The organism is Burkholderia sp. Tr-20390 (genome assembly GCF_017104595.1).
In the GTDB taxonomy this organism is placed as follows: domain Bacteria; phylum Pseudomonadota; class Gammaproteobacteria; order Burkholderiales; family Burkholderiaceae; genus Burkholderia.
Genome location: NZ_JAAGPC010000003.1, coordinates 84,907 through 99,543, shown reverse-complemented (window position 1 = coordinate 99,543; position 14,637 = coordinate 84,907). Strand labels below are relative to the sequence as shown.

The window sequence follows — 14,637 nt, the reverse complement described above, 5'->3', positions numbered from 1 at the left end:
CGTTTGCCCATCGTCCCGCCTTCGTCGACCATGAAACGTCCCTTCCTGCCGCTCGTTTCCCTATGCCTTGCGCTCGCGGCCGGTTCCGCGCACGCACTCGATGCGCGCCCCGTGCGCCTCGGCATCGATCCCACCTATCCGCCGATGGATTCGAAGGCGCCGGACGGCAGCCTGAAGGGCTTCGACGTCGATCTCGGCAACGAGATCTGCCGCCGCGCGCAGTTGCGCTGCCAGTGGGTCGAGCTCGAATTCTCCGGGATGATTCCCGCGCTGCAGGCGCGCAAGATCGACGCGATCCTGTCGTCGATGGCGATCACCGAGAAGCGCGAGAAGCAGATCCTGTTCTCGTCGAAGCTGTTCCGCTTCAAGTCGCGGCTCGTCGCGCGGCCCGGCAGCGGCGTCGACAGCACGACCGCGTCGCTTGCGGGCAAGCGCATCGGCGTGCAGTCGGGCACGCAGTTCGAATCGTGGGCGCTCGCGCACTGGGCGCCGGCCGGTGTCGGCGTGATGCCGTACAAGAGCCAGGACGACGTGTTCGCCGATCTCGTCAACGGCCGCCTCGACGCGGCGTTGCTCGGCACCGTGGAAGCCGACTACGGCTTCCTGCGCACGCCGAAGGGCAAGGGCTTCGCGTTCGTCGGCGCACCGCTCGACCTGGGCGATCGCGGCGTCGGCATCGGCATGCGGCAGTCGGATACGGCGCTCAAGGCGTCGATCGACGGCGCGATCGCGTCGATGCTGAAAGACGGCACGTACGACCGGATCGCGAAGAAGTATTTCGACTTCAACCCGTATGGCGACTGAGCGCCGAGCGACCTCGACGTTTCACCGGCTTCTTCGTTTTCATTTCGTTCGAGACCATTGATGCAGATTCGCACCACGCCGCTCCTGTCGCCGTCGATCGGCACGCAGCGCACGCTGACGAGCTTTCATTTCGGGCCGGCCGACACCGGCCGCAAGATCTACCTGCAGGCCGCGCTGCACGCGGACGAGACGCCCGCGATGCTCGCGGCGTTCGTGCTGAAGCAGCGTCTCGCGCAGCTCGATGCCGAAGGCCGGCTCGCGGCCGAGATCGTGCTCGTGCCGGTCGCGAATCCGGTCGGTCTCAATCATCATCTGCTCGGGCAGTTCATCGGCCGTTTCGATCTCGCGAGCGGCCGCAACTTCAATCGCGGCTTCCTGCCGCTCGCGGAGATCGCGGCGCATGCGCGCGACCGGCTCGGCGACGACGGCGAGCGCAATCGCGCGATCGTGCGCGAATGCGTCGGCGCGGCGCTCGACGAGATCGTGCCGCGCACGGAGTTCGATGCGCTGCAGCTCACGCTGCTGAAGCTGTCGTTCGACGCCGATGTGGTGATCGACCTGCATTGTTCGCTCGAAGCGGTGATGCACGTGTACACGAGCGATACCGCATGGCCGGAAGTCGAGCCGCTTGCGCGTTATCTCGGCTCGGAGGTGTCGCTGCTCGCCGAGGATTCGGGCGGGCACGCGTTCGACGATGCGCATCACCTGCTGTGGTCGCAATTGCGGCAGCACTTGCCGGCGGGCACGCCGATGGCGGCCGGCACCGTGGCCGTGACGGTCGAGTGCCGCGGCCAGCGCGACGTGACGTACGACTATGCGGAACGCGATGCCGATGCGCTCGTCGACTATCTCGTGTGGCGCGGCGCGGTGCAGGGCGAACCCAGGCCGCTACCGCCGCTCGCCGCGCCGGCCACGCCGCTGGCCGGCAGCGAGCAGTTCCATGCGCCGGTGAGCGGGATACTCGTGCACCGCGCGGCGATCGGCGCGACGATCCGCGCCGGCGATCCGCTGTTCGATATCGTCAATCCGCTGACGGACGCGATCACGACGATTTCGAGCGGGACCGATGGCGTGTTCTACATGCGTCGCGCGATTCGGTTCGTCACGGCGGGTGCGCCGCTCGGCCGTGTGACGGGCACGGTGCCGGTGCGCACGGGGATGTTGCTCGGCGCGTGAGCGGCGCTGTGTCCTGCCGGTGTGCGACGCAATTTCGTTCTTGTCAAATTGACCGCGTTTCCGTGCGTCACTAAATTGTGCGGCGCGGAGTTCGCTCCGTGTTCCGTGAGAAGAACGTTGTAACCAAGTGGAGTTGATACGGGCAGCCCTGGGTTGCCCGTTTTTTTTGCGATGCGACTACGGCAACGCACTGTGGCGAAGGTCGTGAAACAGGTCGTAGACGAGCGTGCGCAACCACTGATGCCCTTCGTCGCGCTGATAGCGTTCATGCCAGAACTGCGCGATGTCGGCTGGCGCCGTGTCGAACGGCAGCGATACCGCGCGCACATCCTGCAGTCGCGCCAGCTCGCGGGCGAGGCGGCTGGGAATGCACGCGATGAGGTCGCTCGACGACACGATGCGTTCCAGCCCGAACGAATGCGCGAGCTGCAGCACGACATGGCGCGTGCTGCCCGCATGCGGCGACAGCGCGTAAAGCGCCGCTTCAAAGTGCGCGTGGCTGCCGGCCGTGGGCGTGTAGCTCACATGGTCGGCCGCGAAGAACTGCTCGGCGGTGAGCGTCGCGCCGATCGTCGGATGGTCGTTGCGCACGAGCGCGACGTAGGTTTCGTGGAACAGGCGCTGCTGATGGAAATCGGCATGCAGCCCGGTGAACATGCCGAGCGCGAGGTCGATTTGCCCGACCTTCATCATCTGCTGCGCGGCATCGAGCGGCGGATCGGCCGTGACGATCCGGATGCCGGGCGCGACCCGGCGCAGATGCGCGACGAGCGGCGGCATGAAGATTGCCTGCCCGAGATCGCTCGTGTACAGGCGGAAGGTGCGGGTCGACGTGGCCGGGTCGAACGCGCGGCCGGCCTGCAGCGCGGTGCGCAGCGACGCGAGCCCTTCGTCGACGCGCGCCGCGATCGCGTCCGCACGCGGCGTGGGTTGCATGCCGTCGGCCGTCTTCACGAACAGCGCGTCGTCGAACAGCGTGCGCAGCCGCTTCAGCGCGTTGCTGACCGACGGCTGCGTGAGGTGCAGCGCGTCGGCGGCGCGCGTCGTGCTGCGTGTGCGGTACAGCACGTCGAACACGAGCAGCAGGTTCAGGTCGATGTTGCGCAGATCGGGGTCGTGTTCCATCGCGTCGGTCGGTAGGCGGGCATAGATGCCGTGAATGACGGTATTCAACGCCGCAATTTAACAGGGCGCCGCGGCCCTCCTATGCTGGTTCCGACTCGCCGCACCAAGGTGGCGCGGCGGCCCGGATCTCACAGGAGGCAGCATGCGGGACAAGATCGCACTCGAGGAGCACTTTGCCACGCCGGACACGATCGGCGATTCCGAACACTACTTTACCGCCGACATCTGGCCGGCGCGACGCCGTCAGCTGCTCGACGTGCAGGAGGAGCGCATCGAACGCATGGATGCGTGCGGGATCGGCTACGCGATCCTGTCGCTGAACGCGCCGGCCGTCCAGGCGATCACCGATACGGGGCGCGCGATCGACGTCGCGCGGCGCGCGAACGACCTGCTGGCCGAACAGGTCGCGCGCCGGCCGGATCGCTTCGGCGCGTTCGCGGCGCTGCCGCTGCAGGACCCGGACGCCGCCGCGCGCGAGCTGGCGCGGACGGTGACCGAACTCGGTTTCAAGGGCGCGCTCGTCAACGGCTTCTCGCAGATCGGCCACGCCGACAACGCGACCTACTACGACCTGCCGCAATACCGGCCGTTCTGGGCCGAGGTCGCGCGGCTCGACGTGCCGTTCTACCTGCACCCGCGCAATCCGCTGCCGAGCCAGCAACTGGCGATCGAAGGCCATCCGTGGCTGATGGGGCCGGCGTGGGAGTTTTCACGCGAAACGGGCGTGCATGCGCTGCGCCTGATCGGTAGCGGCCTGTTCGACGAACACCCGAACCTGACCGTGATCCTCGGCCATCTCGGCGAGCTCGCGCTGCATAACATCTGGCGCACGTCGCACTGGGCGTCCCCGAACGGCAAGAACCCGATGGGCGTGAAGGCGAAGCGCTCCTTCATCGATACTTTCCGCGCGCATTTCTACGTCACGACGAGCGGCAATTTCCGCACGATCGCGATGCGCAACGCGATCGACGAGATCGGCAGCGACCGCGTGCTGTTCTCGGCCGACTATCCGTTCGAATCGATGGAGGAGGCGAGCGCGTGGTTCGACGCTGCCGAGATCGGCGACAACGACCGGGAGAAGATCGGGCGCGACAACGCGAAGCGCTTGTTCAAGCTGGACTGAGCGGAGCGGGCGCCGCCGATTCGTCGGAACAATCCGGCGATGCATGGCAGCGCGCGGTTCGGTGGTATCGAATGGAGTTCGCAGTACGAATGAGTCGTTGATATTGAACGGGACGATCGGCAACGGCCGCAGCAGACGGGCGTGCCGCATCGTCCGCCGCGCCCGGTGCACGCGGCAGGCACAGGCCGTCGGGCGAGGATAAAACGAAGGAGACACCCTCTTGCAACCCACTCCCGCATTCGACGTGCAGCGCTGGATCGACGCGCTGCCGTTCTCACGTTTTCAACTGGCGATTGCCTTGCAGTGTTTCGCCGTGGTCGCGCTCGACGGGCTCGATACTGCGCTGATCGGCTTCGTCGTGCCCGCGTTGCGGGGCGACTGGCATGCCGGCACGACCGGCATCACGCTGTTGCTGGCGTCCGGGTTGGTCGGTCTCGCGGTTGGCGCGTTCTTCGCCGGGCCGCTCGGCGACCGGCTCGGCCGCAAGCGCCTGCTGGTCGGGTCGGTCCTGTCGTTCGGCCTGTTCAGCACGCTGTGCGCGGTCGCGCCGGAAATTCATTCGCTGACGGTGATGCGTTTCCTGACCGGTGTCGGCCTTGGTGCGGCGATGCCGAACGCGATCGCGATGACGTCCGAGTACAGCCCGCGCGCGCGCCGCGCGCTGGTCGTCACGACGATGTTTTGCGGCTTTACGTTCGGTTCCGCGGCGGCGGGGTTCATCGCCGCGCACGTGATTCCGCGTTACGGCTGGCATGCGATGTTCGTCATCGGCGGCGTGCTGCCGATCGCGCTCGGGCTCGTGATGCTCGCCGCGCTGCCCGAGTCGATCCGCTTCCTGATCCATCGGCGCGCGCCGGCCGCGCAGGTCGCTGCCCTGCTGCGCCGCATGTCGCCCGATGCGCCGGACGGTGTGCAACGCTTCGTCGCGGACGAGCCGGCGAGCGTCGCGGCGCGCTCGCCGGTGTCGCAACTGTTCGCGCGACCGCTGCGGTTCGGCACGCTCGCGCTGTGGTGTGCGTTCTGGATGAACCTGCTGATCGTCTATCTCGTCACCAACTGGCTGCCGAGCCTGTTTCGCGAAGCGGGCTTCGATCTCGCGCAGGCGGCGATCGTCACCGCGATGTTCCAACTGGGCGGCACGGTCGGCGCGATCCTGATCGGGCGCGCGATGGATCGCTTCAACGCTTATGCGGTGCTGGTGGCCGCCTATCTCGCCGGTGCGCTGTGCGTGTTCCTCGTCGCGTGGCGCTACGACGAGCTGCCGTCGCTATGCATCGGCATCTTCGGGATCGGCTTCGGCGTCGCCGGCTCGCAAACCGGGGCCAATGCGCTCGCGGCCGATTTCTATCCGACCGGCAGCCGCGTGACAGGCGTGAGCTGGGCGCTCGGTGTCGGCCGGCTCGGCGCGATCGCGGGCTCGTTCGTCGGCGCGCTGGTGATGGCGAGCGCGATGGGGCTGTCAGGCGTCTTCATGATGCTGATCGTGCCGATCGTTTGCGCCGCTGTCGCGATCGGGGCGATGGGGCTGCGTTACGCCCGTCCCGGTGGCTATGCGAAAGCCGTCGAATAAGCGTGAACGAGCGCATTCCCCATACAACGAGGAGACTCCGATGCAGACGTCGGCACGCCGCCGCCGCGCGGCCATGACTTTCGCGGTATTGAATGCAGCGGCCGCAAGCGCTGCCCATGCACAGAGCAGCGTGACGCTGTACGGCAGCCTGGATGCCGGCGTCGCGTATGTGAACGATCGCGCGGGTGGCCCGCAGGCCGCGATGCTGCAGGGCGTGATGCAGCCCGACCGCATCGGCTTTCTGGGCAACGAGGAACTTGGCGCCGGCTGGCGCGCCGTGTTCCGGCTCGAGAACGGCTTCGCGACCAATACGGGCACACTGACGCGCAGCGGCACGCTGTTCAACCGGCAGGCGTACGTCGGGCTGTCGTCGGAGCGGGCCGGAACGATCACACTCGGCCAGCAGACCGCGTTCAACTACGACTGGCTCGCGCCGATGGGCAACGGCTTTCAGTCGTCGAACCTGCTCGCGGCCCACCCGGGCAACCTCGACGGTCTGGTCGAGACGACGTCGGCGCAGGAGAGCAACGTCGTGAAATACCGCTCGCCCGCGTTGTACGGGTTGAGGGTCGGGCTGTTGCTCGGGTTCGGCGGCGTGCCCGGCAATTTCTCGAGCGGACGCATCGCGGGAGCGGGCATCGATTACGTGAACGGATCGTTCGGGCTCGCTGCCGCGTACGTGAACGAGCACGACCGCGCGCTCGGCCCGATGCTCGGCGATACGACCGCGGGCCTCGGCCTGTCGACGTTCCAGGGGCGTCCGGCACTGTCGTACGTGGCGGACAAGGTCGAGAACGCGGGCATCGGCGCGCGCTACGACTGGGGCACCGTACGGCTGCACGCGCTGTACACGTACGTAAGGCTGAAGGCCGGCGCGCAGACGGATTCGTATCGCACGTTCGATGCGGGCGCCACGTGGCAGGCGACGCCGGCCAATGCGGTGGCGGGCGGGATGTCGACGACGTCGTTCATCGGCCGCCGCTATCTGTCGGCTTCGCTCGGGGACGTGTATGCGTTGTCGAAGCGCACGCAGGTCTACCTGCATGCGGTTGCGCAGCAGGCGACAGGGAGTGCGGCGGCGCGCGCCGCAATCTTCGCGATCGGTGCGTCGGGCACGCAGCGGCAGCTCGCGATCGTGGCCGGGATTCATCATCTGTTTTGAGTGTGGCGACGGTCGGTGCATCACTGGGACGTGTGATGAGCACGATGCCGGTACGCAAGGGGGCGCCGTTCGTCGCGTGCGCGGCGCGGTGTCCGACAAGCTCGGCGCAGTTTCGTTCTCGTCAAATTGACCGGGCTTTTGCGCGTGACTAAATTGGGTGACTCGGCTTTTGCTCCGGGTTCGGTGAGCAGAACGTTGCAAGGTAATCAGCGTGTGCGGGCAGCGATGCTGCCCGTTTTTCGTTTCACTGCGATGCCGGTCCGGCACTGGGCCGATGTCGGCGTAGTCGATTCGGTGGCTAGCAGGCACCGAACAATGGCGGGTCGGCGGCATATCGAGGAGGCAACAGCGTGACCCGACGCAAGGTTGTCGTTGCGTCGCCAGTCGCGACGCAAACGCTGCTGGGTGACATCCGGGCATTGATCGACGCTGCGCGACAGCGTACCGCCTCGGCAGTAAACAGCGAGCTGACGATGCTTTATTGGCGCATCGGTCAACTCGTTCATATCCGGGTTCTGGCGGGAAAACGGGCCGACTATGGTGAGGAGGTGCTTCCCACGCTGGCCGTGCAATTGACGAAAGACTATGGCAGCAGCTTTGCCGTGAAGAATCTTCGTCGCATGGTGCAATTTGCGGTCACGTTTCCGGACGAGCGGATTGTCGTATCGCTGATACGACAATTGAGCTGGACGCACTTCGTTGCGTTGGTTCCGCTCAAGGACCCGCGCCAGCGTGACTACTACGCGCAGATGGCCAGCGTGGAACGCTGGAGCGTCAGGACGCTGCGCGAGCGTATCGATTCGATGTTGTACGAACGCACGGCACTCTCACGGAAGCCGGATGCGTTGATTGCGGAGGAACTGGCAACGATGCGGGATGCACAACGCATGTCGCCGAGCCTGATCATGCGCGATCCCTATATTCTCGATTTCCTCGGTCTGCGCGACACGTGGCAAGAAGGCGACCTCGAGACCGCGATCATTCGTGAAATGGAGTCCTTTCTGCTGGAGCTTGGCGCAGGCTTTACTTTCGTCGCCCGGCAGAAGCGCATCCAGATCGACGACGAGGATTTCCACCTCGATCTGCTGTTCTACAATCGGAAGCTGCGGCGGCTGGTCGCGGTCGAGTTGAAAGTCGGCGAGTTCAAGGCCGCGTACAAGGGGCAGATGGAACTGTATCTGCGCTGGCTCGACAGGCACGAGCGAGAGGCGGATGAAGCGCCGCCCCTCGGAATCATCCTCTGCACCGGAAAGAAATCAGAGCAGATTGAACTGCTGGAACTGGACAAGTCCGGTATCCACGTTGCGGAGTACCTGACGGCATTGCCGCCGCGAGCGGTGCTGACGGAGCGACTGCAACAAGCGATGCAACGGGCACAGTTGCAGATCAGGCCACGCAGCGCGGCGCCGAACACGCGCTGACGTGTTCCGCGCCTTCGTTGTTCACCCCCGCCGCGCCACCAGCTCCGACACCGTCTGCGCGGCCTGCTGCAGCGGCCCGAGAAACTCCTTCACCATCTGCTTCGCGGTATGCCGCTGCGCGTTGCCGCTGATGTTCATTGCCGCGATGATCTGCCCGCGCCGGTTGCGGATCGGCGCGGACAACGACATCAGACCCACTTCGAGTTCCTGGTCGACCACCGCCCAGCCCTGCTGGCGCACCTGCGCGATCGCCGCCTTCAGTTCACCGAGGTCGGTGATCGTGCGCGGCGTATGCGCGCGGATGCCGCTTTGCGCGAGCGTCTCGTCGAGCTCGGCGTCGTCGAGCGCGGACAGCAGCACGCGGCCCATCGACGTGCAGTACGCGGGCAGCCGGCTGCCGATCGACAGGTTGATCGTCATGATCTTGCGGGTCGGCACGCGCAGCACGTAGACGATCTCGGTGCGGTCGAGCACGGCCGCCGAGCAGCTTTCGTGGATCTGCGCGGACAGCTGCTCCATCACGGGATCGGCGAGATTCCAGAACGGCATCGACGTGAGGTACGCGAAGCCGAGCTCGAGGATCTTCGGCGTGAGCCGGAACAGCCGGCCGTCGGCCTCGACGTAGCCGAGCGTCTGCAGCGTGAGCAGGATCCGGCGCGCGCCCGCGCGCGTGAGCCCGGTGGCCGAGGCGACCTCGGTGAGCGTCTGCTCCGGACGGGCCGCGTCGAATGCGCGGATCACCGCGAGGCCGCGCGCGAACGACTGGACATAGGAGTCGCCGGGTTTCGTCTGAGTGTCTTCGGTTGTCATGAGCGCCTGGAATATCGTGCAGCCGAGAAGATAGCGCATGGGGCCTGACACGCCAACCGCGCGGCGGACCGCGCGCTTGACAGGTCGTCCCCGCACTCCCTATGATGCGTTGAACGTTCGATACACGATCTTATGTTCGTATATAGAACATTTAAGCGCATCCCGACGGGCAATGCAAGGGGCGCGCCCTGTTCATTCCCCCAGCCTGTCCTGGGACCGGAGACACTGATGACCGAAGCTTTTCTGTGTGATGCGATCCGTACGCCGATCGGGCGTTACGGCGGTGCACTGTCCGGCGTGCGCGCCGACGACCTGGGCGCGGTGCCGCTCAAGGCGCTCGTCGAGCGCAACCGCGACGTCGACTGGACGGCGATCGACGACGTGATCTACGGCTGCGCGAACCAGGCCGGCGAGGACAACCGCAACGTCGCGCGCATGTCGGCGCTGCTCGCAGGGCTGCCGCAGGGCGTGCCCGGTTCGACGATCAACCGCCTGTGCGGTTCCGGGATGGATGCGGTCGGCGTGGCCGCGCGGGCGATCAAGTCCGGCGAAGCCGCGCTGATGGTCGCGGGCGGCGTCGAGAGCATGACGCGCGCGCCGTTCGTGATGGGCAAGGCCGCGAGCGCGTTCGCGCGCCAGGCCGACATCTACGATACGACGATCGGCTGGCGCTTCATCAATCCGCTGATGAAACAGCTGCACGGCGTCGATTCGATGCCGGAGACGGCCGAAAACGTCGCGGTCGACTACAACATCAGCCGCGCCGACCAGGACCTGTTCGCGCTGCGCAGCCAGCAGAAGGCCGCGCGGGCGCAGCAGGACGGCACGCTGGCCGAGGAAATCGTCGCGGTCACGATTGCGCAGAAGAAGGGCGATCCGCTGGTCGTGTCGCGCGACGAGCATCCGCGCGAGACGTCGCTCGAAACGCTGGCGAAGCTGAAGGGCGTCGTGCGCCCGGACGGCTCGGTGACGGCCGGCAACGCGTCGGGCGTCAATGACGGCGCCGCCGCGCTGCTGCTCGCGAACGAGGAAACCGCGAAGCGCTTCGGCCTGACGCCGCGCGCTCGTGTGCTGGGTATCGCGACGGCCGGCGTCGCGCCGCGCGTGATGGGCATCGGCCCCGCGCCGGCCACGCAGAAGCTGCTCGCCCGGCTCGGGATGACGATCGACCAGTTCGACGTGATCGAGCTGAACGAGGCGTTCGCGTCGCAAGGTCTCGCGGTGCTGCGCATGCTCGGCGTGGCCGATGACGATCCGCGCGTGAACCCGAACGGCGGCGCGATCGCACTGGGCCATCCGCTCGGCGCGTCGGGCGCGCGTCTCGTGACGACCGCGATGTATCAGCTGCATCGCACGAACGGCCGCTTTGCGCTGTGCACGATGTGCATCGGCGTCGGCCAGGGCATCGCGATCGCGATCGAGCGCGTCTGACCAGCGTCACACGGCGAAGCGGCAGCGCACGCGCCGCTTCGCGCTATCCAAATCGATGCGCGGCACGAGGTTCTCGTGCCGCGCATCGTCGTTAACCGGCCTGCGACAACTGCTTGAGGCGCGCATCGAGCGCGTCGATCTCGGTGTCCGCGAACACTTCGATGCCATGTTCGCGCAGCAACGCCGCCGTGACACCGGCGCCCGCGTGCCGCCGGTTCTCGAAACTCCCGTCATAGATGAACGTGCTGCCGCACGACGGACTGCCGTCGGCCAGGATCGCGAAGCGGCAATCGTGCGTGCGCGCGAGGGCCAGCGCGGTGTGCGCGCCGGAGACGAACGGCGCCGTCACGTCGGTGCCGTTCACGTCGACGATGCGCGCGGCGCCCGACAGCACCCGCTGCCCCGATTCGCCGTGGGCGATTTCGGCGGGCGGGCGCGGCACGCTGAAGCCGCCGGCCAGTTCGGGGCAGACGGGCACGAGACGCCCTTCGCGCTGCCACCGTTCGAGCGCCTCATGTGCAGCGGTCTTGGCCGAGCCGTTGTAACGGACCGGATGACCGATCACGCACATGCTGACGAGGATCTTCGGCATGGCTTGCGGCTGCGCTTCGTTCTGCAATTTCGCTCTCCGTGATGCGGCGATGGCCGATAGCGCCGTGGCAAAGCGGGAAATTCCACGCTTTGCCCGCGCGCCGGTGCGTCAGGCCGTCGGTCCTTCCAGGTGAATGTCTTCCGGCTCGAGCGCGTACAGCGCCGGGTCGGGCGATGTGCTGACCGTGAAGCCGAGCCGCAGGTAGAAGTCGATCGTGTTCTGCGACGGCGTCGCGGACACATACAGGCGCGCAGCGCCCATCGCGCGCGCCTGCTCGCGGGCCGCGCGGTAAAGCTGCTCGCCGAGCCCGCAGCCGCGCCAGTCGTGGCTCACGTGCAGGAACTTCAACTGCAGCATGTCGCCGTGCGGGCCGAGCGGCTGGCTGTCGACGATGACCGCCGCGACGAGCCGCGCGCCGTCGAACATGCCGACGCACCAGCCGCCGCGATCGTGGCAGTCGAGCAGGATCGGCGTGTAGTGGTCGGCTTCGCCGTCGGGCCAGCCCGCGACGTCATAAAAGTCGGGAATGAGATGCAGCGTGCCGTCGCGCAGCACGTACAGGTGCTCGATGATCTCGCGCCGGTCGATGGTCCACACGAGCGGCACGTCGTCGCGTGTGAGCAGGCGGGTGGAGAGTGCGTCGCGTTCGGCGGCGGTGCGGCGCGTCATGCGGCCTCCCGATGCGCGGCGATCGCATACATCAGCGGCAGGCGCGGCATGTGATCGGGCGGCACCATCCGGCGGCCGTTCAACTCGCGCATGTCGTCGAAACCCTTCCAGCCGTTCGCGTACGGATATTCGGTCAGGCGGTCGATCGCGAGCCCGGCCGATACGAGCGCGTTCACGACATCGCCGATGCCCCACATGAACTCGTAGCTCGGATGCGGGTTCGCGAAATCGACGACGCCCGGATGGTCGTGCTGCGCGCCGAGCCCCGTGCCGGATGCGGCCACGTAATCGCCGACACCTGCCGGCTCCTCGGTCGCATCGCCTTTGAAATAGTCGTAGTGCGGCTTCCAGTGTTCGTCGAAATACAGCGCGAACGGATGGAACTCGACCATCGCGAAACGGCCGCCGGGCGCGAGCAGCGCGGCGATCCCGCGGGCCCACGCGTTCAGGTCGGACAGCCAGCAGATCGCGCCGTACGACGTGAACACGCGATCGAAGCGTTCGCCGCGCGCCGCGGCCTCGGGCATCCAGTCGAGCACGTCGGCGCGCTCGAAGCGTGCGGGCAGGCCCGCGTCGGCCGACAGTTGCCGTGCGAAGGCGATCGCTTCGTCGGAGATGTCGACGCCCGTCGCGTCCGCGCCGTCGCGCACGAGGCTCAGCGTGTCCTGCCCCGCGTTGCACTGCAGGTGCAGGAGCCGCAGCCCGCTGACGTCGCCGAGCAGTTCGCGTTCTTCCGGGAAGAGCGTCGAGCCGCCCGCGCGAAAAAATGCGGCCTGATCGCCTTTATGACTGTTATGCGCGACTGTCGCCGTATTCCAGGACAGCCGATTCAGTTCGTGCAATGCCTTTTTCATCGAATTCGAATACCGATTGAATGGGACAGGATAGACGGAATCGTTTCGCCGCGTGCAGCGGCCGACGGCGTTGGCGTGCCGTGCGGGCTGGCTGGGCGGTGCGGCGTGACAGGCGGATGAACACGCGCAGCGAATATTGCCGGATTATTTGATCGAAATCATGGCGTCCGCCAAATTGAATATTTTATGCGATCAAAGGGTAAGGTTTTTCCCCAATATGCCGACAGTAAGATGAAGACCGTCGTAAAGCGATAAACCGTTTTTCGGCTACTGAGCGTGAAGTCAGCGCGACGCGGACGTCAGATCCGCTTTTCGGAGCCTTGCATGCGCAATAACCAGCCCGTTACCCAACAGGAATTCGATTTTCCCGACGACGTCACGCTGATGTCGACGACCGACGCAGACAGCATCATCACCTACGCCAACACGACGTTCGCGCAGGTGAGCGGCTTCACGAACGAGGAACTCGTCGGCCAGCCGCACAACGCGGTGCGCCACCCGGACATGCCGCGCGAAGCGTTTGCCGACATGTGGGCGACGCTCAGGCGCGGCGAGCCATGGACCGCGCTGGTGAAGAACCGCCGCAAGAACGGCGATCACTACTGGGTGCGTGCGAACGCGATTCCGGTGATGCGCAACGGCGAGCCGCAAGGCTACATGTCGGTGCGGACGAAGGCGCCGCACGACGAGTCCGAGGCCGCCGACGCGCTGTATCGCGCGTTCCGCGAAGGCAAGGCCGGCCAGCGCCGGTTCCACAAGGGGCTGGTGATCCGTACGGGGCTGCTGCGCATCGCGTCGCTGTCGCAGACGATGTCGGTGCGCGCGCGCGTGCACTCGGCGCTGTGCGTGCTCGCGCCGGCGGTCGTTGGCGCGGGCTGGGCATGCGGGCTGGCGGGCGGCGGGCTCGCGGCGTTTGCCGGCGTGACGGTCGGCGTGGCGGCGGCGGCCGGCCTGTGGCTCGATGCGCAGATCGTGCGTCCGCTGAAGCGGCTGCACGACCAGGCGCTGAACGTCGCGACCGGCGAAAGCCGGCGCGGCGTGCGGATGAACCGTGTCGACGAGATCGGCATGACGCTGCGCACGATCAACCAGCTCGGGCTGATGTTCCGCTGGCTCGTCGACGACGTCAGCGAGCAGGTGCTGAACGTGCAGCGCGCGAGCAACGAGATCGCGCAGGGCAACAACGACCTGAGCGCGCGCACCGAGCAGGCGTCGACGAGCGTGCAGCAGACGGCGGCGTCGATGGCCGAGATGACGGCGACCGTGTCGAGCAATGCGGAGACGGCGCTGCAGGCGAACCAGTTGTCGGTGTCCGCGAGCGAAGCGGCGGGGCGCGGCGGGCAGGCGGTGAGCGAGGTGGTCGCGACGATGAACGACATCACGGCCAGCTCGCGCAAGATCTCGGACATCATCGGCGTGATCGACGGCATCGCGTTCCAGACCAACATCCTTGCGCTGAACGCGGCGGTGGAGGCGGCGCGGGCCGGCGATCAGGGGCGTGGTTTCGCGGTGGTCGCTGGTGAGGTGCGGGCGCTCGCGCAGCGCAGCGCGAATGCGGCGAAGGAGATCAAGACGTTGATCGGCGCGAGCGTCGAGCGCGTCGAATCGGGTGCGCGGATCGTCGATGGCGCGGGCAAGACGATGGAGGACATCGTCACGCAGGTGAAGCGCGTGTCGGACCTGATCGCGGAGATCAGCTCATCGACGGCGGAGCAGAGCACGGGGGTTGCGCAGGTCGACCAGGCAGTCGTGCACCTGGACAACATCACGCAGCAGAACGCGGCGCTGGTCGAGCAGAGCACGGCGGCGTCGGAGAGCCTGAAGCAGCAGGCGTCGCGGCTGGTGGAGGCGGTGAACGTGTTCCGGTGAGCGTGTTCGGTGAGCTGGCTTGCTTCGTTGG

General features: G+C 66.8%; 13 protein-coding genes. 8 read left to right on the top strand and 5 right to left on the bottom strand.

Translation table 11 applies throughout. The features are described 5' to 3' along the window. Positions 1-30: 30 nt before the first annotated feature. Both G3N98_RS02335 and G3N98_RS02330 read left to right on the top strand, forming a co-directional pair. Positions 31-804, top strand: coding sequence for a transporter substrate-binding domain-containing protein (locus G3N98_RS02335; protein ID WP_206147088.1), 774 nt, complete (start codon positions 31-33; stop codon positions 802-804). Positions 805-864: 60 nt separating this feature from the next. Beyond that, positions 865-1,980 carry a succinylglutamate desuccinylase/aspartoacylase family protein gene (locus G3N98_RS02330; RefSeq protein ID WP_206147087.1) on the top strand — a complete coding sequence of 372 codons (1,116 nt, stop codon included), beginning with the start codon at positions 865-867 and terminating at the stop codon, positions 1,978-1,980. A 177-nt stretch (positions 1,981-2,157) separates the two neighbouring features. Here G3N98_RS02330 and G3N98_RS02325 read toward each other — a convergent pair whose 3' ends face one another. Next, positions 2,158-3,105 (bottom strand): LysR family transcriptional regulator, encoded by a 948-nt coding sequence (locus G3N98_RS02325; protein ID WP_206147086.1) that lies wholly within the window; start codon positions 3,103-3,105, stop codon positions 2,158-2,160. 142 nt (positions 3,106-3,247) lie between these two features. Here G3N98_RS02325 and G3N98_RS02320 point away from each other — a divergent pair, with 142 nt between their 5' ends. The 4 genes from G3N98_RS02320 (at position 3,248) to G3N98_RS02305 (ending at position 8,381) form a co-directional block, all read left to right on the top strand. Beyond that, positions 3,248-4,228, top strand: a complete 981-nt coding sequence (locus G3N98_RS02320) for an amidohydrolase family protein (protein WP_089461989.1) — start codon at positions 3,248-3,250, stop codon at positions 4,226-4,228. A gap of 220 nt (positions 4,229-4,448) precedes the next feature. Next, positions 4,449-5,798: an aromatic acid/H+ symport family MFS transporter gene (locus tag G3N98_RS02315; RefSeq protein ID WP_206147085.1), complete on the top strand. Its 1,350-nt coding sequence runs from the start codon at positions 4,449-4,451 to the stop codon at positions 5,796-5,798. A gap of 40 nt (positions 5,799-5,838) precedes the next feature. Next, the gene (locus G3N98_RS02310) at positions 5,839-6,960 is read left to right on the top strand and encodes a porin (protein ID WP_206147084.1); all 1,122 of its coding nucleotides are present in this window, start codon (positions 5,839-5,841) and stop codon (positions 6,958-6,960) included. A 350-nt stretch (positions 6,961-7,310) separates the two neighbouring features. Continuing rightward, positions 7,311-8,381 carry a PDDEXK nuclease domain-containing protein gene (locus G3N98_RS02305; protein ID WP_089461992.1) on the top strand — a complete coding sequence of 357 codons (1,071 nt, stop codon included), beginning with the start codon at positions 7,311-7,313 and terminating at the stop codon, positions 8,379-8,381. A 21-nt stretch (positions 8,382-8,402) separates the two neighbouring features. On the opposite strand, the gene G3N98_RS02300 is transcribed toward G3N98_RS02305, so the two are convergent. Continuing rightward, entirely contained in the window at positions 8,403-9,191 is a 789-nt protein-coding gene (locus G3N98_RS02300; RefSeq protein WP_039367952.1) for an IclR family transcriptional regulator, read from the bottom strand. Between the two features lie 228 nt (positions 9,192-9,419). Between G3N98_RS02300 and pcaF the strand changes: the two genes are divergently transcribed. Beyond that, positions 9,420-10,622 carry a 3-oxoadipyl-CoA thiolase gene (gene pcaF / locus G3N98_RS02295; RefSeq protein WP_089475767.1) on the top strand — a complete coding sequence of 401 codons (1,203 nt, stop codon included), beginning with the start codon at positions 9,420-9,422 and terminating at the stop codon, positions 10,620-10,622. Positions 10,623-10,713: 91 nt separating this feature from the next. Here the strand turns inward: pcaF and G3N98_RS02290 are convergent, their stop codons facing one another. From G3N98_RS02290 to G3N98_RS02280, 3 genes are all read right to left on the bottom strand, one after another. Further along, positions 10,714-11,241 (bottom strand): DUF523 domain-containing protein, encoded by a 528-nt coding sequence (locus tag G3N98_RS02290; protein ID WP_206147083.1) that lies wholly within the window; start codon positions 11,239-11,241, stop codon positions 10,714-10,716. An 81-nt stretch (positions 11,242-11,322) separates the two neighbouring features. After that, positions 11,323-11,883, bottom strand: coding sequence for an N-acetyltransferase (locus tag G3N98_RS02285; protein ID WP_206147082.1), 561 nt, complete (start codon positions 11,881-11,883; stop codon positions 11,323-11,325). Continuing rightward, positions 11,880-12,737: a class I SAM-dependent methyltransferase gene (locus tag G3N98_RS02280; RefSeq protein WP_206147081.1), complete on the bottom strand. Its 858-nt coding sequence runs from the start codon at positions 12,735-12,737 to the stop codon at positions 11,880-11,882. Before G3N98_RS02280 ends, G3N98_RS02285 begins: the two co-directional genes overlap by 4 nt. Positions 12,738-13,061: 324 nt before the next feature. Here G3N98_RS02280 and G3N98_RS02275 point away from each other — a divergent pair, with 324 nt between their 5' ends. Beyond that, a complete protein-coding gene (locus tag G3N98_RS02275) occupies positions 13,062-14,606 on the top strand; it encodes a PAS domain-containing methyl-accepting chemotaxis protein (protein WP_206147080.1) in 1,545 nt (514 codons plus the stop codon). Positions 14,607-14,637 lie beyond the last annotated feature (31 nt).

Coding starts and splice junctions, on each gene's coding strand:
- G3N98_RS02285 (WP_206147082.1), bottom strand. CDS start 11,883: ATGACGCGCCGCACCGCCGCCGAACGCGACGCACTCTCCACCCGCCTG.
- G3N98_RS02300 (WP_039367952.1), bottom strand. CDS start 9,191: ATGACAACCGAAGACACTCAGACGAAACCCGGCGACTCCTATGTCCAG.
- G3N98_RS02330 (WP_206147087.1), top strand. CDS start 865: ATGCAGATTCGCACCACGCCGCTCCTGTCGCCGTCGATCGGCACGCAG.
- G3N98_RS02275 (WP_206147080.1), top strand. CDS start 13,062: ATGCGCAATAACCAGCCCGTTACCCAACAGGAATTCGATTTTCCCGAC.
- G3N98_RS02280 (WP_206147081.1), bottom strand. CDS start 12,737: ATGAAAAAGGCATTGCACGAACTGAATCGGCTGTCCTGGAATACGGCG.
- G3N98_RS02335 (WP_206147088.1), top strand. CDS start 31: ATGAAACGTCCCTTCCTGCCGCTCGTTTCCCTATGCCTTGCGCTCGCG.
- G3N98_RS02320 (WP_089461989.1), top strand. CDS start 3,248: ATGCGGGACAAGATCGCACTCGAGGAGCACTTTGCCACGCCGGACACG.
- G3N98_RS02325 (WP_206147086.1), bottom strand. CDS start 3,105: ATGGAACACGACCCCGATCTGCGCAACATCGACCTGAACCTGCTGCTC.
- G3N98_RS02310 (WP_206147084.1), top strand. CDS start 5,839: ATGCAGACGTCGGCACGCCGCCGCCGCGCGGCCATGACTTTCGCGGTA.
- pcaF (WP_089475767.1), top strand. CDS start 9,420: ATGACCGAAGCTTTTCTGTGTGATGCGATCCGTACGCCGATCGGGCGT.